Source organism: Pseudoduganella danionis (assembly GCF_009720775.1).
GTDB lineage: Bacteria > Pseudomonadota > Gammaproteobacteria > Burkholderiales > Burkholderiaceae_D > Rugamonas > Rugamonas danionis.
In genome coordinates this window covers 623,812-647,406 of sequence record NZ_WNKW01000001.1, presented here as the reverse complement: position 1 = coordinate 647,406, position 23,595 = coordinate 623,812, and the positions used below count along the sequence as shown (strand labels likewise).

At 61.7% G+C, this 23,595-nt stretch carries 15 protein-coding genes; 1 reads left to right on the top strand and 14 read right to left on the bottom strand.

Translation table 11 applies throughout. The features are described 5' to 3' along the window. The first annotated feature begins 185 nt into the window (after positions 1–185). Entirely contained in the window at positions 186–3,248 is a 3,063-nt protein-coding gene (locus GM655_RS02785) for a two-component regulator propeller domain-containing protein (RefSeq protein ID WP_155433087.1), read from the top strand. Here the strand turns inward: GM655_RS02785 and GM655_RS02780 are convergent. From GM655_RS02780 to GM655_RS02715, 14 genes are all read right to left on the bottom strand, one after another. Next, positions 3,231–3,995 carry a YoaK family protein gene (locus GM655_RS02780; protein WP_155433086.1) on the bottom strand — a complete coding sequence of 255 codons (765 nt, stop codon included), beginning with the start codon at positions 3,993–3,995 and terminating at the stop codon, positions 3,231–3,233. The genes GM655_RS02785 and GM655_RS02780 overlap by 18 nt on opposite strands. 141 nt (positions 3,996–4,136) lie before the next feature. After that, the gene (locus tag GM655_RS02775) at positions 4,137–4,751 is read right to left on the bottom strand and encodes a response regulator (RefSeq protein ID WP_308807393.1); all 615 of its coding nucleotides are present in this window, start codon (positions 4,749–4,751) and stop codon (positions 4,137–4,139) included. Beyond that, a complete protein-coding gene (locus tag GM655_RS02770; RefSeq protein ID WP_229632345.1) occupies positions 4,748–5,869 on the bottom strand; it encodes a sensor histidine kinase in 1,122 nt (373 codons plus the stop codon). Before GM655_RS02770 ends, GM655_RS02775 begins: the two co-directional genes overlap by 4 nt. Positions 5,870–5,888: 19 nt before the next feature. Then, the gene (locus GM655_RS02765; protein WP_155433085.1) at positions 5,889–7,700 is read right to left on the bottom strand and encodes a CIA30 family protein; all 1,812 of its coding nucleotides are present in this window, start codon (positions 7,698–7,700) and stop codon (positions 5,889–5,891) included. Between the two features lie 111 nt (positions 7,701–7,811). Next, positions 7,812–9,872, bottom strand: coding sequence for a glycoside hydrolase family 97 protein (locus GM655_RS02760; protein ID WP_155433084.1), 2,061 nt, complete (start codon positions 9,870–9,872; stop codon positions 7,812–7,814). A gap of 4 nt (positions 9,873–9,876) precedes the next feature. Further along, on the bottom strand, positions 9,877–12,828 hold the full coding sequence (locus tag GM655_RS02755) for a GH92 family glycosyl hydrolase (RefSeq protein WP_155433083.1): 2,952 nt from the start codon (positions 12,826–12,828) through the stop codon (positions 9,877–9,879). 52 nt (positions 12,829–12,880) lie between these two features. Then, entirely contained in the window at positions 12,881–13,873 is a 993-nt protein-coding gene (locus GM655_RS02750) for a LacI family DNA-binding transcriptional regulator (RefSeq protein ID WP_155433082.1), read from the bottom strand. A 155-nt stretch (positions 13,874–14,028) separates the two neighbouring features. Then, the gene (locus GM655_RS02745; protein ID WP_155433081.1) at positions 14,029–15,129 is read right to left on the bottom strand and encodes a carbohydrate-binding family 9-like protein; all 1,101 of its coding nucleotides are present in this window, start codon (positions 15,127–15,129) and stop codon (positions 14,029–14,031) included. An 18-nt stretch (positions 15,130–15,147) separates the two neighbouring features. Continuing rightward, entirely contained in the window at positions 15,148–16,401 is a 1,254-nt protein-coding gene (locus GM655_RS02740; RefSeq protein WP_155433080.1) for a sugar MFS transporter, read from the bottom strand. Positions 16,402–16,489: 88 nt separating this feature from the next. Further along, positions 16,490–18,919 (bottom strand): GH92 family glycosyl hydrolase, encoded by a 2,430-nt coding sequence (locus GM655_RS02735; protein WP_155433079.1) that lies wholly within the window; start codon positions 18,917–18,919, stop codon positions 16,490–16,492. A gap of 15 nt (positions 18,920–18,934) precedes the next feature. Next, positions 18,935–20,401 (bottom strand): glycoside hydrolase family 47 protein, encoded by a 1,467-nt coding sequence (locus GM655_RS02730; RefSeq protein WP_371866694.1) that lies wholly within the window; start codon positions 20,399–20,401, stop codon positions 18,935–18,937. After that, a complete protein-coding gene (locus GM655_RS02725) occupies positions 20,398–21,321 on the bottom strand; it encodes a carbohydrate kinase family protein (RefSeq protein ID WP_155433078.1) in 924 nt (307 codons plus the stop codon). The genes GM655_RS02730 and GM655_RS02725 overlap by 4 nt, the downstream gene beginning before the upstream one ends. Then, on the bottom strand, positions 21,314–22,531 hold the full coding sequence (locus GM655_RS02720) for an AGE family epimerase/isomerase (RefSeq protein ID WP_155433077.1): 1,218 nt from the start codon (positions 22,529–22,531) through the stop codon (positions 21,314–21,316). The genes GM655_RS02725 and GM655_RS02720 overlap by 8 nt, the downstream gene beginning before the upstream one ends. A 21-nt stretch (positions 22,532–22,552) precedes the next feature. Beyond that, entirely contained in the window at positions 22,553–23,539 is a 987-nt protein-coding gene (locus GM655_RS02715) for a LacI family DNA-binding transcriptional regulator (protein ID WP_371866693.1), read from the bottom strand. Positions 23,540–23,595 lie beyond the last annotated feature (56 nt).

The following is a 23,595-nucleotide window of genomic DNA, read 5'->3' as shown; positions in this document are numbered from 1 at the left end:
ATGCTCTAGCGGCCGGACAGGCAGAGCCGCCGTTCGCTGAGGTTTTCCGTCTGCTGGTCCGTCCATTGCACCTGGCATTGCGTGAATATTTGACAATGGAGTATAACTGAAAAGTACACTGCAAACGCTTCCACCCCGCCCCATTCTGTGATTTACTCCCTAGGCTGACACCGCGAGGATAGACCATGCTGCGCAATTCCGGACGTATATACACGGCTTTACTACTGCTGGCGGCCCTCGGTGGGCCGGCCCCCGCCGTGGTCGCCGCACCACGTCCGCTCGCATTTACCGCCGTCGATTCGCTGGGCGCCGATAGCCGCGCCATCCTCAGCATCCTGCAGGACCGGCAAGGCTTCGTCTGGATAGGCACGATAGAAGGAGGCCTGTTCCGCCATGATGGCCACAAGCAGGTGCGCTTTCTCAGCGATCCCTCGAATCCGGCCAGCCTGCCCGGTGGCCGCGTCACATCGCTGTTCGAAGATGAAAGAGGACAGCTGTGGGTAGGCACCGACGAAGGTCTGGCGCGCTTCGATCCCGTAACTAACGGTTTTGTCCATTACCTGCCCAAAGAGGGGCCGGCCAATGCACGCATCGTCCGCCGCATCATCAGCGATAACCGTGGCGGCATGTGGCTGGCAACGTGGGGCGGCTTACAACACTTCGATCCGCGCAGCGGCGCATTCTTGATCTACCAGCATGAAGATGGACGGCCGGATAGCCTGCAATTCAACGATGTGAATGCGGTGGCAGTGGATAACAAGGGCGGAGTCTGGGCCTCGACCTGGCCGGGCGGGCTCGATTATCTGGCGCCCGGTGCCAGCGGCTTCCAGCATTTCCGCGTCGATGACACAGCCCGTCCCAACCCCAAGGCCAACGATGTGCGGGCGCTGTACTTCGATAGCGCCACCACGCTGTGGATAGGCACGGCCGACGGCGTCTACACGTGGAAGGCCGGCCAGCCGTGGGAGCAGCGCACGCTAATGCCGGTAGCGGCCAAGCGCGTGACCGATATCGACGAAGACCGTGCCGGCGATGTCTGGATCAGTACCCGTACGGCCGGCCTGATACGCTACGACCGCGAACTGCGCCAGTTCCAGAGCTATCGCCACCGTGCCGAAGATGCGCATAGCCTCAACAGCGACGCCATCAACACCACCATGCGCGACCGCGCCGGTACGCTGTGGGTAGGTTCGCTGACGGACGGCGTGAGCCGCGCCAATTTGGGCTACCACGGCTTCGAACGCTTTGTACCGCGCGATATTGAACCGGACTTCGTCAAATCCAGTAACTTCGTACGCAGCATAGGCGCAGCCGCCAATGGCCAGCTATGGCTGGCGCTCGACGATGGTCTGGCATTATTTGATCCCGTCAAACGCGCCATGCTGCGCACCTATAGCGCCATCCCGAAACGGCCCGGCGCACTCAGCTCCAACGTCATCTACAGCACTTACCACGCGCCCGATGGCACGCTCTGGGTGGGCACATCGGAAGGCTTGAACCGGCTGGATAATCCGGACGGTCCGTTCAAGGTCATCCAGTTCGGCAGCAAGACCAGCAACTTCGTCAACTCCATCGCGCCGGGACGGGGCGGTATGCTGTGGGTGGCCACGGGCGCGGCGCTGCTGCGCTACGATCCCGTCAGCGGCGCCACCGAGAGCTTTACCCACGATGCGAAAGATCCCGATAGCCGCAGCGTGAACGGCGCCACCACCGTGATCGAAGACCGCGCAGGCAGGGTCTGGACGGGCGAGTTCTATCGCGGCGGCGGGCTCGATATGCGCGACCCCGTCACGGGCAAATTCCACCATTTCCGGCTCGATCCGAATAATCCGGCAAGCCTGAGCAGCGACCGTGTCAGCACTATGCATCTGGATGCCGATGGCAGCATGTGGATAGGCACCTCGAAAGGCCTGAACCACATCGTGGCCGGCAAGGACGGAAAATTTACCGTCACCCGCATCCAGGAAAAAGGCGAACTCGGTACCCGTCTGATCGAAGCCATACGCACCGACAAAAATGGCTTCATCTGGGTGACGACGGCGGCCGGCATGAGCAAGATCGACCCGGCATCGTGGACCGTGACGGAATACGCGGTAGAAGACGGCCTGACGGAAGGCTTCTACATGGACTCGGCCGCCAACAGCAGCGACGGCCTGCTCTACTTCGGCAGCAGCAGCGGCGTGACGGCCGTCAATCCGGCCATCCACAGCAGCGCTTCGCGCCCGCCACAACTGGCGATTACCGACCTGCGCGTGCTGAACCGCTCGCTGGGCACGGGCGCACTGCCGGAAGGCGTGCAACTGGAAGGCACGTTGACCCAGCCGCGCGCGCTCACCGTGCCATGGAGTGCCAACACCATTTCCTTCGAATTCGCTGTCCTGCACTACGCCGAACCGCGCCGCAATGCCTATACCTACTGGCTGGAAGGCTTCGACAAGCAACCGGTGCAGGCCGATGCCAGCCGTCCGGTCGCCACCTACACCAATCTGGCGCCGGGCAAATATCACTTCCACCTGCAAGGCACCAACAACAAGGGGGTGGCTGCGCGCGACGAAATCATCCTGCCCGTCACCATCACGCCACCGCCATGGCAGACTGGCTGGGCCCGCGCTGCACAGGCCCTGCTGGTACTCAGTGCTGCCGCCGTACTGGCGCGCTGGCTGATGCGGCGCTGGCGCGCCCGCGCCCACGAACTGGAAGCGCTGCTGGCCGAGCGCAATGAGGAACTGCGCAAAGCCCAGCACAAGCTGGCCTATCTGTCGTCCAATGACAGGCTGACGGGGCTGGCCAACCGGCGTCATTTTGACGATCAGCTAGTGCGCGAATGGCGCCGCGCCGCGCGCGAAGAACAGCCTGTGGCCATGGGCCTGATCGCCTTGCAGCAGATGGACGTGTATCAGGAACTGCATAGCCAGGCCGCCAGCGACGAACTATTGCAGCAGGTGGCGCAGACGCTGAAGAACTGCATGCACCGCGCGGGCGACACGCTGGCGCGCTACGGCTCCGACCAGTTTGCCTTCCTCGCGCCGGGACTGGATGCCGATGCAGCCCATGTGCTGCTGCGCCAGATAGGCGCTTGTCTGGAAGCTTGCGGCCTGCCACGTCAGGGCGCGGGCAGCCTGCGCTTCAGCGTCGCTGCACGTGTCGCCAGCCCGTATCAGCAAGCGGACGTGCTGCAGCAGGCCGCCGAAGAAACGCTACGCCAGCAGCACGAACACGCAGCGCAGGCTTCAGAAGTTGAAGGGTGACTGGCGCCGCCGCACGGCCTGCCAGTCATCAAAGACAGGAATGATAGCTAGCGTGAGCAGGGCCAGCGCCAGCGGCACGGTGACGATGTAGCCTATGTATTTGAAGCCGAAAGCACCGGCCAGACCACCACAGAAAAACATCGCCAGCAGGGAGCTAAGCAAGCGCAGTTTATCGCGGTCCGCACACACGGGTTCCAGCGTGGGATCGTCGCTGACGCGATTCCAGTACAGCATCTTGCCCAGCTCGATGCCGATATCGGTCACCAGACCGGTAACGTGAGTGGTACGGATTTCGGCGCGCGAAATCTTGGTGACGATGGCGTTCTGCAGGCCCATCACGAAGCACAGCAGCGACAGGATCGCTTCGATATGGCCGGAAGCATCAAGCGTCGCCCCTACCAGACCAAAACTCAGTAGCAGCATGGCTTCCAGTATCAGCGGCAGGGCAAACTGGCTTTGCGCGCGACGCCGCTTGCCCCAGTTGACCATGATGGTGGAGAACGCCGCGCCCCAGACAAACGACAGCAAGGACATCAGGCCAGCCTGCAGCACCGGCACATCGCCCAGCGCGGCACCATCGGCCAGCGACGAAACAATGCCCGACATGTGCGAGGTGTACTGCCCCACGGCGAAAAAGCCGCCGGCATTGACGGCACCGGCGACGAAGGCCAGCGAACGGCCCAGATGACGATTACTCAGATGTGTGCGATGCGGGCTGGTTAAAGCCCGGAGGTAGTGCATAGGCATGGCGAACCCGATGTGGCAGACGGCTAAACCATTGTAGCCTAAGCCGCCCCCAAGCTAGCAAGCGGAGGGCAAAGCTCCTGCCAGCACACGGCATCGGCGCTACATTCACACAACACCGCTGCGCCGCGCTGGCCCGCCGTTCTATAGCCAGCCGGCGTCACGCGCCAGCCGGAAGGCTTCGACCCGGTTACTGGCAGCGAGTTTGCTGATCGCCTCCGACAGGTAGTTACGCACCGTCCCTTCGGACAGATGCAGCATGCGCGCGATTTCGCCGCTGCTTTTGCCTTCGCCGGCCAGCCGCAGCACCTGCCGCTCGCGTTCATTCAGCGGGTCCTGCTGGCCACTCCAGCTTTCCAGCGCCAACTCTGGCGCGATGGCGCGCCCGCCTGCATGCACGCTGCGGATAGCGGCTGCCAGCGTTTCGGCCGGAGCATCCTTGAGCAGATAGCCGCGCACGCCGGCTGCCAGTGCCCGCCGCAGATAGCCGCTGCGGGCAAACGTGGTCACGATCATCACCCGGGTAGACAGGCCCTGTTCGGCCAGTGCTGCCGCCAGTTCCAGCCCCGTCATCAATGGCATTTCAATATCGGTCAGCAGCACATCCGGCCGCAGCGACTGGCACAGCGCCAGTGCTTGCTGTCCGTTGCTGGCACGGCCCACGACTTCGATATCGCCTTCCAGCCCCAGTAGCGCCACCAGCGCTCCCAGCAGCATGGCCTGATCTTCCGCGATCACGATACGGATCATCGCCGTCATATACCGACTCCCCCCACCGGCAACGCCACTTCCAGCGTCACTCCTTGCTCCACCCGCAGCAGCAGACGCCCACCCAGTGCTGCCACCCGCTCCTGCATACCACGCAAGCCGTTGCCGTATTCCGGCATGCTGCCATCGGCCAGACTACGGCCGTTATCGCGCACCTGCAAGGTCAGCATAGATCCTGCCAGTTGCAGCGCCACCACGCATTCCGTGGCCTGACCGTGCCGCAGTATATTGGTCACGGCTTCGCGCAAAGCCAGCGCCAGCACATTTTCCGCCACGGCCGGCATCTCGCAAGCGGCCAGGTGTTCGCGCAAACCTATCTGCGCTGCAGCCAGTGCGGCGCGGGCTATCGCCATCTCGTGCGCAAAGCCGCTCTGGCGCATACCGCTGACCGCAGCCCGCACTTCGGACAAGGCCGTGCGGGCACTCTGTTCGATATCGCGGATTTCATTGCGGCAGGCTGCTAGGTCACGCTCCAGCAGCTTACCTGCCAGCTCCGCCTTGAGTGTAATCAGCGACAGCGTGTGGCCCAGCAGATCATGCATATCGCGCGATATGCGCTCACGCTCGGCTATCCGCGCCAGATACGCTACCTCTTCCTGCTTGCGCAACAGTTGTTCGCGCGAGCGCCACACATTGCCCTCCATAACACAGGCTATCCCGATAGGCAGGCCGAAGATCAACACTGGCAGCACGAAGTTCTGCTTCAGATGCAGCACATAGCCGGCCAGCACGGCACTGGCCACGACCAGCACAATGGCAGTATAGGCATGGCGCCCGCGCTCGAAGCGTGCGCACATGCTGGTCGCGAAAATGAAGAAGCAGCTGGCACCGGGATTCCACGGTGCCCACAGCAATCCGATCAGCACCACGCCCAGCAGATGGGGCAGCACGGCCAGATTGCGATGCCACAGACTATTGAAGTAAATGAGCAGGAACAGCGGCACGGACAACAGCAGCAGCGCCAGCTCCAGCACCGTGGGCGGGATGAAGTAATACTTCCACACCATGAACAGCAGCGAGAAAGTCCACACATAGGGCGCCTTGCCCATCGCCGGCGGCACCCATGCAGCGCGCCAGCCGCGCATCAGCATTTCCCGTATAGACTTCATCGCTGCACGTTTGCTCCGTTTATTGGCTTACCAGCCGCACATCGGCGATCTGGAACTGATAATCGCCTGCCTGCGGTCCCGCATTGAACGCTATCATGGTGACGGCCCCGAAGTCTACACCGCGGAAATCCTCCAGACGCAGCACCACTTCCTGCCAGCTATCGCTGGTGGCGAAGCCCACATTGACGGGAATCCGGCTGCCGCTGGACAGCATGGCCACTACATAGCGCTGGCCATCGCCTTTAACGCGGAAGCGCAGCAGCTTGGCGGCGCGCAGGTCAGCCGGCTGCAGCGGCTGCGCACCGGGCATGTAGGCCACACCAGCCCACGGGAATGCAAAACCTGTGGCCACTTTGGCGCGGATTTCCAGCGGCCGCTGACCATCTGCTCCGGCTTCCAGCACCTTCAGATCTACCTGCGACTGGCCGCCCATCATCTGGTCGGAAGAAGCCATCCAGCCCATGCCCAATGCACTGCCCAGATGTTCGGGCGTGAACTGGCTGATCCGGCCGTCGTGCGGCAGGGCCGCATAGCCTTGCTGGCGTTGCTGCAATGCCTGCGCAACCTGCTGCTGCTTGGCCTGACGCGTGTCCGTCAGTACCGCACCATCTTTCCAGACTTCGACGATGTGGTGCAGCGCTGTCACATCGCTGGCCGCATCGCCCTGCACCAGCACGAGGTCGGCCTTGTAGCCCTTGGCGATGCGGCCACGGTCCTGCAGCCGGAAAGCCTTGGCCGGTGCTGACGTTGCGGCGGCCAGCGCCTGCACCGGTGTCAGGCCGGCCTGCACCAGCGCGGCCACTTCATGCAGCAGGCTGATCCCGTACAGGGTGCCGGGATTGCCGGCATCCGTTCCGGCCAGCAGCGGCACACCTGCCTTGGACAGCGCCGCAACCAGTTGACGCGGCGAGGTCATGATGGCCGCAGCCGGCTGCTGGCCAAAACTGACTTTGAGTGGCGCCAGCTCTTCATTGGTCAGCAGTGCCGTCAAGCCGGCATCAGCCAGCAGATCATCAGCGCGCAGCCCCGCCACACTCTCCAGCACACTCAGGGTGGGGACGATAAACGCGCGCTTTTCACGCGCCAGCCGCACAAAGTCCTGCACTTCGGCCTCACTCAGGCCACGCCCGACAAACAGGTGCGCCAGACCATCGGCACCCGCTTCCAGCGCGGCACGGGCGTTGGCGAGATTGCCGATGTGGACCACGGCGAGTTTGCCGCGCTTGTGTGCAGCAGCGATCACGGCGCGCACGGTGGCCAGATCGAGCGATTTGAACTTGAACTTGCTGCCGCCATCTTCCATCACGATCTTGATGAAGTGGGAGCCTTCCGCAATGCGGGCATCGACAAAACTCTGCGCGTCTTCGGGCCGGGTCAGCGTGGGGATGGTCATGCCGTACTCGGTGCCGTGGCCATCGGGCGCCGTTACCAAAGTACCAGCGGAAATGACATCGGCCCGCGTGCGGTTATCGTGGCGCCGCATCCTGTCGTTCATTTCCTGCAGCACGCTGACGCTGGTGAACATGTCGAGCTGGGTAGTGACGCCGAACAGCAGCGGTAGCTCGAACTGCTGGAACGCGTGGACATGGGCGTCGATCAGGCCCGGTAGCAGGGTCCGGCCAGCACCTTCCACGATGCGCGCATTGGGCGGCACTGGGCCGCGAAAGTCCGCGTCAACGATTTTTTCATCCTGAACCAGCACCGACCGGCGCGCGTGCAGCTTTTCGCCATCAAACACCCGCGCGTCGCGGATCAGCCAGGTGTCGGCCAGCGCCGGCAGAGAAAGGGCGAGGCCGCAGGCCAGCAGCAATTTGCTCAATACAGGTTTCATTGCAATCTCCGGTGTAGGTATGGCACCAGTGTGCCGAAGACTGCAATGCTGCAAAAGAAGCAATTAACATGAGTTTGACATGACAATTGTCATGTCAGCTTATGCACACCACTAATCCAGTACCTTGAAACGGATCGCCGCGCCGCCACCGGCTGCCAGATGCAGCGCCAGCACATCACTGGCACGCACTTCGCGCTGCTCGATTACCAGGTCGTAGGGCGCTGTCTCCCAATTGGCGGCTGCACCGTCACGGTAGATCTGCGCCTGATAGCGCCGCTGCGGATCAAGGAAATCGAGCTTGAACTGCACATCACGCGCACGCTCATTGGTCAGCGCACCCAGATACCAGTCCGCACCACCACGCTGCTGGCGTGCCATCACCACGTATTCGCCCACTTCGCCAGCCAGCGCACGGCTCTGCTCCCAGTCGGTCGGCACATCGGCAATGAACTGGAAGGCATCGGGACGGGCCTCGTAGTTCTCGATCAGGTCTGCCGCCATCTGCACGGGCGAGTACAGCACCACGTACAGCGAGAGCTCCTTGGCCAATGTGGAGCGCACGCGGTTCTCGTGGCCTTTACCGTTTGGCTCCAGATTAAAGATGCCCGGAGTGTAGTCGAATGGACCGGACAGCATGCGCGTGTATGGCAGTATCGCCGTATGTTCGGGCGGATTGGGCGGATAGCCCCAGGCGTTATACTCCTGCCCGCGCGCGCCCTCGCGCGACAGCCAGTTGGGATAGGTGCGACGCAAGCCCGTATCCTTGATCGGCTCGTGGGTATCGATGGCAATATGACGTTTAGCCGCCTCCGTTACGGAGCGCAGATATTCCGCCGCCATAAACTGGCCATCGTGCCACTCGTAGCGCACCTGCCCATTCGCGTCGATGCGCTTGATCCGTTCGTTGTCCGCCACATAGCCCGTCTTGATGGTGTCGATGTTATTGGCACGCGCGTAATCGTAGGCTGCCCCCATCTGGCTGGCATAGTGGCTCACGGCGCCGGAGGTCTCGTGATGGCCGATCAACTTCACACCTTTGCTGCGGCCATATGCTGCTACGGCAGCCATATCGAAGTCCGGATAGGGTTGGGAGAACTTGAACTTCTCGCCGTTGTCCGGCCAGTCGCCATCCCAACCTACATTCCAGCCCTCGGCCAGCACGCCAGTGAAGCCATATTTGGCAGCGAAGTCCATATAGCGCTTCACTTCCGCCGTGGTGGCCCCGTGCTTGTCACCGGAAGCCCAGGTCTTCTGCCACAGATGCATGCCCCACCAGATGCCCACATATTTACCGGGCTTGACCCAAGAGACATCGCCGAGTTTGTTCGGCTCATTGAGGTTCAGGATCAGATCGGAATTCAGCAGGCCTGCTGCATCGGGCGCCACCTGCACGGTACGCCATGGCGTATTGAACGGCGCACGCAGTTTTACCTTGCTGCCGTCCGACCAGGGCGTAAGGTCAGCCTTGAAGACGCCTTCGCGACGCTGGTTCAGCGTCATCGACGCGTAGTTGGTCAGCGCCGCTTCATGCAATGCCAGATGCACGCCGCTGGCCAGACGCACCGTGAACGGCGTCTCGACATGCGGCGCATCGTGCAGTGCAGTCTTCTGGTACAGCGCTTCGTAACTGCGCCAGTAGCGCGCAGGTATCCACCAGGCACGCGCCTTGGCACTATCGGCAAAGCGGAACTCGGTGCGTTCGTCGCTAATCTCTACCTGCTCGACGCCGCGCTGACGCGGTACTTCGTAGCGGAAGCCCAGGCCATCGTCGAACACGCGCAGGCGCAGTGCAAACTTGCGCGGCGTTTTGCCGCCACGCGCCAGTTCCACCAGCAGTTCGCGGTGATGGTCACGCACTAGCCGGCGCTCGCCCCATGGCTGCTGCCACGTCTCGTCCTTATCCGCCGTGCGGCTGGCGGCGATGGTATAGCCTTCACCCAGTTCCGGCCCGTCGCGCAGCACCAGACCGAGGCGCGCCGCCGGCATGATTTCCTTGCCCGCATACTGGACACGGTAATCCGGTGTGCCGTGTTCGTCGCTGACGATCACGGTCAGCTTGCCATCAGGCGAACTGACACTGACTTCTTTGCCCTGCACCTGACCACAGACCAGTGCCACGGCGGCCAGCAGCAAAGCACTGCCCTGTTTATTCCATTGCAGCTCACTACGCATCGTCTTACTCCACGGTGATTTCATCAGCAAAAATAAAACTACGGTTGCCCTGGCCCTTGTGCCAGTCCGGACACCAGACGGGTGCAACACCCCTGACCCGCACATAACGGGCCACTTTGCCATCCGTGGCCACACTCAGCTCACGGATGATACTGCCATCGGCATGTTCGTCCACATTATTCGCCACCGCGCCAAGGGTAACCCAATGACTGCCGTCGCTGCTGGCTTCGACTTCCAGTGCCTTGGGCATGAAGATCCAGCTATTCTGGTCCTGCAGGAAGTTGACGGCCACGCGCTTGAGCGCACGCGGCTCGCCCAGATCGATCACACCCTCCAGATCGACGCCATAGAAACCCAGCCAGCCACCGAGCCGGAAATCATTCCCGCCACGGATGCCATCAACCAGCGCCGCCGCGCCACCCGCTGCATACTGCGGATTCGGCGCATGCCTGAGCGTGATCTTCAACTGCTCGCTCAACTTCACAGCAGGTGCTTCCGTCACAGGGCTCCAGTACGTGCCACGGCGTGCACGCAGCTTGAGCATGGTACTGGCATGCACCGTCATAGGACCGTGCCAGCGCGGGCTGGCCGCATCCGGCACACTGCCGTCGGTGCTGTAGTGGATGGCGTCCACCGCTTCCAGCGCCTGCGCATCCAGTACGGCCGACTCCTTGAAACGATACGGGCCGCTGGCGACCGGCGCCAGTACTAGCGCTTCCGCCGTCTGTACCTGACCAGTGCTGGGACGGTCTGCCACCGCGCTGCCCCACTGCGACGGCGTAGTAGCCATGCTGAAGCGCAGTTCACCACCCTGCATGATCGCATCATGTGCCAGCCAGACGGGGCTCCAGGGTTTGCCATTCAGTTGTGCGCGCTGCACATACGGGCCGCTGCCGTCAGCACGGATGGTGAAACGCTTGCCATTTTCCAGATGAATGGTGGCGCGCCGGAAGCGCGGTGTGCCGATCACATAGTCCGGCTGGCCCGGCGTGACGGAATACAGACCCAGTGCGCTCATCACATACCAAGCGCTCATCTGGCCACAATCTTCATTACCGGCCAGACCGTCCGGCGTATCGTCATACATTTCATCCATCAAACGCCGAACCAGCGCCTGTGTCTTCCACGGCTGGCCGCCAAAAGTGTACAGATAGGCCATGTGGTGGCTCGGTTCATTGCCATGCGCGTACTGCCCCACCAGCCCCGTGATATCCACCTGATGACGGCCGCTCAGTCCCTGCTGTGCGTTGAAGCAGTCATCCAGCAATTGCAGGAATTTTTCATTACCTCCTACGCGCGCGATAAAGCCGGCGATATTGTGCGGCACGAAGAAGCCATACTGCCAGCCATTGGCCTCCGTGAAATTCGCGCTCACTTCGGCCGGATCATAACCCTCCATCCAGCGCCCCTTGGCACGCGGATGCACATGGCCTTTTTCGTCGATCAGATTGCGCCAGCCTTCGGCACGGGCAGCGAAACGCTGCGCAATCTCTTTCTCGCCCAGCGCAGTGGCCAGTACGGCGATACACCAGTCGTCATAGGCATATTCCAGCGTCTTGGAGACGCTTTCCGCTTCCTCGTCGCCCTGCAGATAGCCCTGTTTGCGATAGGTCGTCAGGCCATATTTATCCACTTCGGCAGTCTTTACCATGGCCTCTAGAGCGGCTCTGGCATCGAAGCCCCGTATGCCCTTGACATAGGCATCGGCAATCACGCTCACCACATGGTAGGCGATCATGCAGTCGGTTTCGTTACCCCACAGTTCCCACACGGGCAGCCGGCCAGCTTCCTTAAACTGGGCTATAAAAGTCTTGATGAAGTCTGCGCTACGGCGCCGCTCGACGATGCTGTACAGCGGGTGGGCGGCACGGAAGGTATCCCACAGCGAGAACACCGAATAGCGCGTGCCGTCGTGCGACTGATGCACGCGTCCGTCGCGCCCGAAGTAGCGTCCGTCCACATCCTGAAAAGTATTCGGTTGCACGAAGCTGTGGTATAGCGCGGTATAGAACACCCGCTTGTCCTTCTCGCTACTGCCTTCGACTTCGATACGACCCAGTTGGCGGTTCCATGCAGCGCGCGCTTGCTGGCGCACACGTTCGAAGGAAAAGCCCTGCTGTTCGGCCGCCAGATTGGCCGCCGCGCCTTTGCCATCCACTGCCGAAATGCCCACCTGCGCCTGCAGCACTTCGCCCTCCTTCAGGTCAAACGCCAGCGCAGCCTTGATCTGTTGCTGCCCCATCGGCCCCGCGACACGTTTGAACGGATGATCGAAGCGGATAACAAAATACACCGGACGGTTGGCCGCCCATGCCTTGGTACGGCGCCAGCCTGCCACCGTATAGTCATCGACGATATTCAGACCGGAAGCCAGCAGTTCGCCACGATGCGACAGATCGAGCATCACATGCGCCTGCTCGGCGCGTGCAAATGTCCAGCGATGCAGTGCCGTGCGCAGCGTCGTGGTGATCTCGGCCTTGATGCCGTAATCTTTCAGCGTCACAGCGTAGTAGCCGGCTTCTGCCCGTTCACTGGCTTTATCGAACTGGCTACCATAGCCGCTGGCATCGAAGGGCAGCGGATCTTCGCCCTTGTAGCGGTAGCCGCTGGCCCATTTCACTTTGCCCGTGGCGGGCAGCAGCAGTACGTCGCCATAATCGGATACGCCCGTTCCGGACAAATGAGTATGACTGAAGCCATACACCACGCGGTCGCTATCGTGGTATCCGCTACTGCCATCCCAGCCCGTCAGGCGGGTATCAGGGCCCGGCTGTATCATCCCGAACGGTAACGTCGGTCCAGGAAAGGTATGACCATGGCCGCCCGTACCCACCATAGGGTTGACGTAGCGCGCCAAATCGGACGATGTCGCGGCAGGTGCAGCAAAAACAGGAACAGAGACAACAGACAATGCAGCGGCCCATGCTGCGGCGAGCATGATGGAGCGGTATAACATGGAGAACGTCCCTTTCTGATGGTAGTGGGCGCAGCGACAGCTATTTTTGCGGCTATTTATTCGGTCGGCAGACGGTACTCTCGCGCACCACCAGATTCACCGGCAGCACCCGCTCTATCACTTCGTCCGTTTCACCGTTGAGCAGCAGTTCCACCCCGACCGCACCGAGCGCGCTCTTGTCCACACTGAGAGTAGTCAGTGGCCGGCGCGCATGGGCGGCAGCGGCAATGTCGTCGAAGCCGACTATGCTGATATCGTAAGGCACCTTGAGACCAGCGCGCATGCAGGTATCCATCGCCACCAGCGCGGCAGCATCGTTGTAGCAGAACACAGCATCGGGCGGATGGGGCAAAGCCAGCAGCGTTTCCATGGCTTCGCGCGCAGCCGCTTCCAGCTCCACGCCCTCCTGCATCATGACTTCAAGGCGCGGATCGGCCAGCACACCGGCATTGAACAGCGCCTGACGGAAGCCACGCGCGCGTTCGCGGATACTGAAGTGCGCCAGCGAGCCGGAGATGAAGCCGATGCGCTCGCGGCCGATGTCGAGCAGATGGCGCGCGGCCAGATAGCCGCCCATCATATTGTCCGGATTGGCCGAGGTGTAGCCGGCCAGCTTCATATCGATCAGCACCAGCGGCTTGCCTATGCTACGCAGTACGACCAGCAGCTCCGGCTCGAAGTAACCGGCGCACAGGATGGCATCCGATTGGTGCAGGCGTATCTGCTCGACGATGCCATCGGCCGGCCCCACTGCCGTAAACGACAGAATGATGCCGTGCTTGCGGCAGGCCTCTGCCGCGCCATGCAGCACTGGCGTGTAGAACGGGCTGCTGGACATATTGTTATGCTGGCGGTGCAGCAAAAAGGTCAGGCGGCGCAGCTTCTTCTGGCGCAAACGCCCCATGTCGTAGCCCATGCTGCGGGCTTTTTCCACCACCATGCGGCGGGTGTCTTCCGTCAGGCCGCCTTCATTTTTCAATGCGCGCGAAATGGTGCCGCTCGAAAGCCCCGTGGCTTTGGCGATATCGCGGATGGTAATGCTCATGTGTCTCGCTCCCGTATTTACTAAACCCTTGCCATCTGTGCCTCTGCGGGCTGCTATGCCTGCCAGTATAGTCATGGCCTCTGCACCGGCAAGCACCGCTGGGGCCATAGATAGCGAGTTTATCGGGAATTTACTAAACAAATCCATCACTCCACTCAGTGCAGCAGACCATCGTGGTCGATCTGCAGCACGGACTGCCCGTCGCGCGCCTGCAAGCGGGCCGAGAACTGGTAAGGCGTCGCATCGATACGGGGTGGCCAGACATAGCCCGCCACTGGCGCCAGCTTCAGCCCCAGTTGCTGCAGGCTGGAGGCAAAGCGCCGGTGTTTAGTGAAATAGCTGCGCTGGGCGTAATACACCTCACGCAGCGCCCAGCGCGCCGCCTGTGCGGGATCGGCACGCCAGGTATCGCGCGCACCGCCTACGCTGTGGCCGGAAAACTGCACCACGCCCCACATTTCGGGGTAATGCATATTGATCACGCCCTGCGGCGACCAGACCCAGTTGTCCTCCGCCAGCGGCTTGCCGGTGGTGGCGTCGGTCAGTTTGCGGTAGCGCCCGTCTACACTGCTGGTCTGCCACTCCACCCGCGAAAAATTCAGGCGCCACTGCTCGCCCGCAAGCGGATGCAGCACGGCGTCATGGCTTTCACGCAGCGCGCGCCACGGTATCGCCACCTCCACGGTCCAGCCCTGATCCCTGTCGCCGGGCTGGTTCAGCGTGCCGCGCAACTGGCGGCCAATTTTCAGGCCGTGCATATCCCAGCCCGTATAAGCCACACGGTCACCATCGCGATAAGGCTTGGTCAGCAGCAGATCCCATGCCGTGCCGTGCTGATTAATTTCGAGTTCCATGTAGCGGTGCGTGCTGCCTTCGGGATCGATGAACAGTTCGATATCGTTATCGTGATAGATCACGCTATCGCGCTCAGCCAGCGTGGCCCACAGATCCGGCTCTTCCATCTCCACGGCGAAATACAGGTACTCGTCATCCCACAGCATCTTGGCGCGGGTGCGGAAGCGCGGTGCCGGCTTGGCACTGCCCTCGATATCGACAAAGTCTTCCGTCCATTGGGCTTTCTGCCAGTCCGCCTCATCTAGCTGTCCATCGATCTGCGGCGCCGTGGTGGTGCGGTAGGCAATGTAGTAGCGCGGCTGGAAGGCGATGGCAGGATGTGCCACCGCCGCTAGCTGGGCATAGGCCCCCGCCCCTGCCAGCGCAGTGCAAACGGCGAACACAGGTTTCAGAATCCGCATGGCGACAGTCCGCGTGCCTCAGGACTGCTCGCCCGCGCTATACAAGCCAGCGTATTTCACACCGAAGTACAGCACGAAGGCATAGCACACCAGCGGCATCAGGAAGGATAGTTGCAGGCCGATAGAGTCGGCCAGCAGGCCCTGCGCAAACGGCACGATGGCGCCGCCCACGATGGCCATGCAGAGTATGCCCGAAGCCTGTCCCGTCAGATTACCGAGGCGGTACAGCGCCATGCTGAAGATGGTCGGGAACATGATGGAATTGCACAGCCCCACCGCCAGTATCGCCCACATGGCTATCGGGCCGTGGCCGAAGATGGCCACCAGTATCAGCGCCATCGAAGCCGCCGCATTAAAGGCCAGCGTTTTGCCGGGGCTAACATAGCGCATCACGAGGAAACCGATAAAACGGCCCACCATGGCGCCACCCCAATAGTAGCTGACGTAATGCGCCGCCACATCCGCAGGCAGGCTAGCGATATTCGGCTCGCCGAGGAAGTTGATCAGGAAGCTGCCGATACTCACTTCGCCGCCCACGTACAGGAAGATGCCGATGGCGCCCATCACCAGTTGCGGGTGCGATAGCGCCGATGCCTTGCTGCCAGCGGCGGCCGGAGCAGCGTCATCTGCGTAATCGATTTTCGGCAGCCGGGCAAAGGCGAACATCACTGCGAGCAGCAGCAAGGCCCCGGCCAGCGCCAGATACGGCCCTTGTACGCTGGCCGCTTGCGCTGCGCGGTCGGTAACATCACTGGACAGGATCAGAATACCGCCCAGCGTAGGCGCTACCGTGGTGCCTAGCGAATTGAAGGCCTGCGTCAGCGTCAGACGACTGGAAGCCGTGCGCGCATCGCCAAGTACGGTGACATACGGATTGGCTGCCACCTGCAGGATGGTGATGCCCGCTGCCAGCACGAAGAAGCCCAGCAGGAATAAGGCATAACCGCTCATCGACGCCGGATAAAACAGGGCACAGCCCGCAGCGGCGATCACCAACCCCGCCACCGCGCCGTTCTGGTAGCCGATCTTTTTGATCAGCATGCCGGCCGGCAGCGAGACGAGGAAGTAGGCACCGAAGAAGCAGAACTGCACCAGCATGGCCTGCACATAATTCAGCGTGTACAGTGCCTTCAGGTGGGGAATCAGCACATCATTGAGTGCCGTCAGCAGCCCCCACATAAAGAACAGCGTGGTAATGATGATTAGCGGTCCCGTATTGCCGGTACTGGCCTGCGTATGCTGCAGCGGCGCGCGCTGGGTTATGTGTTCCATCGTGGACTCCTGTCGTCTCGTCGTTGTTGTTATCTGTATTGTCACCGATACTGCCGCAATGCTTCAGCGGCCAGTCCGGCATTGCCGTTCACGGCGCAATGCCGGCGGGGGCTTTGGGCAAATCACGTGCACGGGTGCCCCAATTGCCACCGGCTTGCGGCGTCAGGCTGTAATCCAGCATGCCACCTGCCTGTATCTGTTCCCAGTCCAGCCAGACGCGCTGCTGCGGTTGACCAGCCCAGCGCACGCTGTCCACAAAGCGGCGTTCCCCCGCTACCGCGGCTGGTGCGCTGATACTCAGCATGCGGCCCTGCGGCAAATCGATTTCCGCCTTGGCAAAGCGTGGCGCATGCAGCAGGAAACGGCCACTACCCGGCACATCGGGATACAGACCCAGTGCGCTGAACAGATACCAGGCCGACATCGTACCCAGATCATCGTTGCCCGTCACGCCGCCAGGGCTATTGCCGAACAGGGTTTCCGCCGCCCGCAGCACGGTGGTGGTTTTCCACGGCTGCCCCATCAAAGTGTACATCCACGGCGTATGCAGATCCGGTTCGTTATTGGGGTTGTAGCGGAACTGGCTGTAATAGCTATACGGCCCCACCACCCATGATTTGCGTACTGCTGCCGCATCGGCCTGCACAGCATCGTAATCGAAGAACAGATCAAGGCGATGCAGCGCTGCCTTCTGGCCGCCCATCGCCGCTGCCAGTCCCGGCACATCCTGCTGCACCAGCCACTGGTATTGCCATGCTGTCCCTTCATGGAAGCCACGGTCGCTGCGCGGATCGTAACCGCCCGTCAGTTCGCTGAACCAGCTACCATCCATCAGGCGGGGACGCGGGAAGCCTTGCAGTCCGGTGCCGCTATCCTTGACGCTGGCATCCCAGATCTTGCGCCAGTTCAGGGCGCGCTGCGCCAGTGTGGCGGCATCGCTGCGCTGTCCGAGAGCTTTCGCCATGGTTGCCAGTGCGCCGTCCGCCAGTGCATATTCCAGCGTGGCCGAAGCGCCATGGTGCGGATCAACGTCCATACCCTTGGAGACAAAGCCGCGGTCGTACTGCACAAAGCCCTGCCGCATATAGCTTTCGTTACCGGCCCGTCCCTGCGCGCGGATACCATTCGGCGGCACGCCGAAAGCATTCTCGCGCAAGGCAGCGTAGGCTTCCTTCTCGCGCCCTTTCAGCGCACCGTAGCGCCACAGGTCGACGAGGAATGGCGTCACCGGATCGCCCGTCATGATATTGGTCTCGAAGTTGGCGTAGCCCCAGCGTGGCAGCCAGCCACCTTGCTCGCGTATCTTCAGCACGGAGTTGGCGATGTCACGCACCCGCTGCGGGTACAGCAAAGCCAGCATCTGGTTCTGCGCGCGGTAAGTATCCCACAGCGAGAAGAACTCATAATACGTCCAGTCCTTGGCGGTATGGATCGCGCTGTCGTAGCCGCGATAGCGGCCATCGGCATCATTACCCGTCAACGGCTGCAGCAGCGTGTGGTACAGCGCCGTGTAGAACACGGTGCGGTCGTCCTGGCTACCGCCTTCGATCCGTACACGTGAGAGTTCGCGCTGCCAGCTTGCCTGTGCCTGGGTACGCATGGCATCGAAACTCAGCGGACGGCCACCAGCCATGCCTTCGGCCTGCAGGTTGATGCGGGCGCCATCGGCATCCACATGCGAGATGGCGCTAACTGCCGTGACGCTGCGGCCAGACTTCAGATCGAAGCTGAACCATGCGCCGTGCGGGCGCGCTTCGCCCTGCTGGCTAGGACCGTTCACGCCGGCTTTGCCACCCTGATCGTCCCAGATACCATGCGCCACGAAAGGCTGATCGAACACCATACGGAACCACGTGGTGTACTGGGCACCGCCGCAGAAGCTCTTGGTCACCACCTTGCCTTCGATACTATGGTTGTCGATCACGCGCAAGGTACTACCCACTACCGCGTGGCGTTCGTTGGCCTGTCCCAGATTGACCAGCAGGTGGCCATCCTTGTTACCAGCAGCAAAGGTATAGCGCTCTGCGGCGGCGCGCGTCAGTGCCGTGGCTTCGGCAGTAATGCCGCCATAGCTGGTCAAGTGCACCTTGTAGTAGCCAGCCTGCCCCACTTCGCCATCATGCGTGTATTCGGCCGCATAGCGGCGGTAATCGAAACTTTCCGGCTTGGCCGTATCGATATCGCCACCGGCACCGATACGTCCCGTCACAGGCAGCACTGACACCTGCCCGCCCTGCTCCCAGCAACCGGCACCGGACAGATAGGAGTGGCCGAAACCACGGATGCGGGTATCGCTATAACGCCAGCCAGCGTAATGTTCGCCGCTGGGGCTGACCTGTATCATGCCGAACGGCGCGGAAGCACCAGGGAAGGTATTACCTTCGTCCTGGGTACCGATGAAGGTATTGACCGGCATGCTACCTGCCGGCATAGCAGCCAGCGCAAGCTGCGGCAGCACACCGGCTGCCAGCACGAGGCCGATACAACGCAGGCTGCTTCTGATTGTGATGAGAGTCATCTGTACGCGCTCCGCCTAGTGTGCAGCCGGTGCCGCTGGCAAATGCAGCGGGTGGGCTTCCGTGTTGAAGGTCACGGCATCGAAATTCAAGGCGCTCTTAGGCGCGAACAGCAGGTAGAAGTATTTAAAGGTCTCGGCAAATACGAAGCTCTCCATCGAATCCTCCTGCTCCTTGCTGCGCACATCCTTTAGCGCAGCATAGCCAGCTTCGGTACGGCAGTATCGCACAAAGGCTTCCCAGAACTCGCGGCCCATCGCGCGATAGCGCGGATTACCAGTGTAGTGATGCAGGTAGTAGGCCGATTCCACAATCTCGGGACGCAGCGCGTAGCCGGGTGACTGCACCGTCATGCTGGCGTAATCCAGCGATTCCGGCTCGATGCCGTGCAGACGCCACATACGCAGACCCGATTCCTGCAGTGCCTTGGCGCGCTTCATGTCGCCGCCTAGTGCCAGCAGCGCCGGCATGAAGGCATCCAGTGCGCCGTACTGGGTCTTGCTGCGCACGCCCGTGGCCATATCCGCATGGCCGTACCACAGCGCGCTACCACGCTGATCGGCCAGCGCCTGGTTCATGCCCTTGATGCTGTGTTCCCACATGGCTTTGCATTCCATATCGCCGAACAAACGCCAGCATTTGTTCAGGTACTCATAGTAGGAATCAATGCCGCCACCGATGTGGGCGCCCGTATCCGTCCAGCGCCCCGTTTCCACATCGATGGTGGAACCCACCAGTCCCAGTGGCGAGGCGGCTTTATAGGTCGCCACCAGTGCACGTTTGGATTTTTCGAAGTAGACCGGCTTGCCCGTCAGGCGGCTCAGCATACCGAATTCCAGCACCAGCGTGCCCGTTTCGGCCGGATTACTGAGTTTGCCGCGTACTTTACCGGTGCGCAGATTCACGTGGGTGTAGGGCATACCGGTCGGGCTATCGAATACGGGCAGCAGACGCTTGCCCAGATCTTCCGCCTTGTCCAGCAAGCGTGCATCACCGCTGATCTGATAGGCCGACAGCAAGCCGCCCAGCAGACGGATGGTGATTTCAAAGTTCTGCACATACATGTCCTGATCGAAGTTGAGCTGCTGGGCGATCAGTTCGCGCGCTTCGTCCGCTTCTTCTTTGAGGCCCATGATCATCAGGGTATCGAGTGCATCAACAGGCGTCATCAGCAGCGAATGTTCATACCAGTCGCGCGGTTTCTTGCTGAGCGGACTAAGCGCATCATGACCCCATGCATACTGCTTGTAGCCGCGCCAAGCATGGCGCACTTCATCTTTCACCTGCTGCGCCAGCGCCGCTGCTTCCGCCTCGCTGACGGGACGCAGCGCAATATTTGCTACTACTTTGCCCGCTGGCTGGGCCTTGGCTGGCGTATCGGCCGCACTGGCATTCTGCGCAAACAGTGGCAGGGCAGCCAGCAGTGCGATATTCAGACCGCGCAGAGCGGGCCGGAACAGGGAAAATCGGATTGCTTGTTTCACTTGCTGTCTCCTTGTAATTGTTCGAAGAATTGTTCCATCGCCGCAGCCTGCGGCGGATTGGCTCCCGCCTGCAGACAGGCAGCGGAACCGGCGGCCAGCGCTGCGTGCAGGTGTGCCTGCAAACCGCGTTGCGGATAGCCGGCCAGACTATGGAGTAGCCCGGCCACGCTGGCATCACCCGCGCCCACGGTATCCACCACCTCAACCTTGGGCGCGCGCGCATCGGCACGTTCGCTGCCATGGAACAGCGTTGCGCCCTGCCCGCCACGGGTCAGCAGACAGTAGGCCGATGGATTAGCTGCCCGCAATTGCTGCAAGGCCTGATCGAGCGTCATATCGGGGAACAGACCACGCAGATCATCGTCCGATACTTTGATCACATCCGCCAGCGCCGCCATGGTGCGCAAGATAGGCTGATAGCTGGCGTCCATCAGATTGCGGAAATTCGGATCGTAGCTGATCGCCACGCCCTGCGCTTTGAGCTGCTGTGCCAGCGCTACCAGCGTGGATGCCAGCGGCTGGCGCGCCAGACTAATGCCACCGAAGTGCGCCCAGCGCAACGCGCCCGACCACCCAGCCGGCAGCGTGGCTGGATTGAAGTGCAGATCGGCGCTGTCGTCGCCCACGAAAAAGTAGCTCGGTGGTTCGCCCTGCTCCACCACTGCCAGCAGCGGCGAACGCGGTACGCGCTGGATCAGGCGCAGATCCAGCCCCACGGCGGCACTGGCGTTCCACAGCGCGTCGCCAAAACGGTCATTGCTGATGGCGCCGGCGAAGGCCGTACGTTCGCCCAGCACGGCCAGCGCGCGCGCCACATTCCAGACCGAGCCGCCCACCTGACTAAGCCACTGCTCATTCCCCTGATGAATCATGTCGGTCAGCGCCTCGCCGGCGCACAGCATTAAAGGGGCTTCATGCATGATCAGCCTTTCCCAGTACCGTCAGAATGTCGTAGCAGGCCCCCATGGTGTGGTAATCGACTTTACCTGCAGGGCTCTTTTCGTCACTGAGCTTGCGGTTCTGCTGGTCGAGTATGCGATACCACGCACCATATTTGTGGTCGACCATATAAGTCCAGCTATACGCCCACAGGCGCTGGTACCAGTCCCAATATTCGCTATTGCCTGTACGCTGAGCCAGCAGCGCGGCCGCCGCGGCACTCTCGGCCTGCACCCAGAAGTATTTATGGCCATCGCACACATGCAGTTCCGGCGCCAGCGAGTAGCACACGCCGCCATGCTCGGCATCCCAGCCTTTTTCCAGCGCCACGCGGAACAGCCGTTCCGCCGTCGGTACCAGCCAGTCCAGCGGCTGCGCCAGCACGCCCTGCGCGCGCGCTTCCAGTTGCACCAGCAGCTTGGCCCACTCGGTGAAGTGGCCGGGCTGGTAGCCCCATGGACGGAACAGGTTTTCCGGATCATGGATGTTGAATTGCCAGTCAGGCTGCCATTGCTCGTCGTAGTGCTCCCAGATCAGACCACCACACCGCTGCGCCTGACGCTGGGTGATGTTGTAGGCCACCGTGTAGGCGCGTTCCAGATAGCGCACTTCACCCGTAGCTAGATGGGCCGCCAGCAGCGCTTCGCAGGCGTGCATATTGGCGTTCTGGCCCCGATAGCCGGACAGCACACTCCAGTCGTGGCTTGCCTCGTCAGCATACAAACCAGCCTGCGCATCCCAGAAGCGCTGTTCCATCAGATCGAAAGTTTCGGCGATCCACGGGCGCGCCTGTTCCAGACCGGCCATGGTGGCGTGAGCATAGGCCAGCAGCACGAAGGCCTGGCCGTAGGCGTGCTGAGTGCCGTCGATCACCTGCGTACCATCCAGCAGCCATGCATAGCCGCCGCCGACAGGATCGCGGTGTACTTCGCGCAGAAAGCGCAGTGCATGTTCCGCGCCCCTCAGATATGCCTCTTCCTTGAAATGGCGATAGGCCATGGCATAGGTGAACACGAAGCGCGTGCTGCTCACCAGATGGCGCTGCTGCATGTCGTAGACGCTGCCATCATCCTTGAAAAAATGGTACATGCCGCCGGCCGGATCGATGGCGCGCGGATGGTAGAAGCGCATGGTGTGCTGCGCATGCTCGAGCAGGACACTAGGGCTACGGAAATCGGGTAAATTGATCATGGTTCTTCCGGTAATAGTGGGTTAAACGCCGTGGCTACTCTCGCGCACGATCAGCTCAACTGGCACGGTTATCTGGGATGGGTGGTTTTCGGTTTTCTGTAGCAGTAATTCGACACCGGTCTGGCCCAGCGCTGCCTTGTCCACGCGGACAGTACTGAGCGGCGGGATGCCGGCAGGGGCGGCAGCGATGTCATCGAAGCCGACGATGGCGATGTCCTGCGGGATCTTCAGGCCCGCCTTGCGGCAAGCCTTCATGGCCGCCAGCGCCGTGCTGTCGTTGTAGCAGAACACGGCGTCGGCACGTTTGGGCAGCGCCAGCAAGGCTTGCACGGCATCGCTGACACTCTGCTCGGCATCGCCCACGGCTGGCAGCGTGACTTCCAGATCAGGGTCGGCATGTACGTGGGCATCGAACAACGCCTGACGAAAGCCGCGATTGCGCTGCTGTATGCTGTAGTGCGCCAGTGAGCCGGACAGCATGGCGATGCGTTTGCGTCCGGCCCGCAGCAGATGCTGGGTGGCCAGATAGCCGCCGTGCAGATTGTCCGGATTGACAGACTTGAAGCCGCGCCGCTGCATATCCACCAGCACCATAGGCTTGCCGGCCTGCTGCAGCGCCGTCAATACTTCCGGCTCGAAGTAGCCGGCACACAGGATGGCATCAGGCTGGTGCAGACGAATCAGGCCCATTACCGGCTCGGCCGGACCAACAGCAAAAAATGATAGCGCTATCCCTTCGCGCCGGCAGACTTCCTCGGCACCGTGCAGCACTGGCGAGAAGAAGGAACCGGAAGCGAGGGTGTTGTGCTGGCTATGTAGCAGGAAGGCGATGCGGCGGATCGGTCCACTGCGCAACTGCGCGAAGTCATAGCCCAGCCGTTCCGCCGTTTCCAGCACCAGACTGCGGGTGGACTCTGTCATACCCGACTGGTTCTTCAGTGCGCGCGAGACCGTACCGATAGACAGACCGGTAGCCGCCGCGATATCGCGCAACGTGGTCTGGCTCACGCCTGCCCCCGCGCTACACGCAGCCAAGGGCACAGCAAAGCTCGCAGCAAATTCAG

Coding starts and splice junctions, on each gene's coding strand:
- GM655_RS02785 (WP_155433087.1), top strand. CDS start 186: ATGCTGCGCAATTCCGGACGTATATACACGGCTTTACTACTGCTGGCG.
- GM655_RS02780 (WP_155433086.1), bottom strand. CDS start 3,995: ATGCCTATGCACTACCTCCGGGCTTTAACCAGCCCGCATCGCACACAT.
- GM655_RS02775 (WP_308807393.1), bottom strand. CDS start 4,751: ATGACGGCGATGATCCGTATCGTGATCGCGGAAGATCAGGCCATGCTG.
- GM655_RS02770 (WP_229632345.1), bottom strand. CDS start 5,869: ATGAAGTCTATACGGGAAATGCTGATGCGCGGCTGGCGCGCTGCATGG.
- GM655_RS02765 (WP_155433085.1), bottom strand. CDS start 7,700: ATGAAACCTGTATTGAGCAAATTGCTGCTGGCCTGCGGCCTCGCCCTT.
- GM655_RS02760 (WP_155433084.1), bottom strand. CDS start 9,872: ATGCGTAGTGAGCTGCAATGGAATAAACAGGGCAGTGCTTTGCTGCTG.
- GM655_RS02755 (WP_155433083.1), bottom strand. CDS start 12,828: ATGTTATACCGCTCCATCATGCTCGCCGCAGCATGGGCCGCTGCATTG.
- GM655_RS02750 (WP_155433082.1), bottom strand. CDS start 13,873: ATGAGCATTACCATCCGCGATATCGCCAAAGCCACGGGGCTTTCGAGC.
- GM655_RS02745 (WP_155433081.1), bottom strand. CDS start 15,129: ATGCGGATTCTGAAACCTGTGTTCGCCGTTTGCACTGCGCTGGCAGGG.
- GM655_RS02740 (WP_155433080.1), bottom strand. CDS start 16,401: ATGGAACACATAACCCAGCGCGCGCCGCTGCAGCATACGCAGGCCAGT.
- GM655_RS02735 (WP_155433079.1), bottom strand. CDS start 18,919: ATGACTCTCATCACAATCAGAAGCAGCCTGCGTTGTATCGGCCTCGTG.
- GM655_RS02725 (WP_155433078.1), bottom strand. CDS start 21,321: ATGCATGAAGCCCCTTTAATGCTGTGCGCCGGCGAGGCGCTGACCGAC.
- GM655_RS02720 (WP_155433077.1), bottom strand. CDS start 22,531: ATGATCAATTTACCCGATTTCCGTAGCCCTAGTGTCCTGCTCGAGCAT.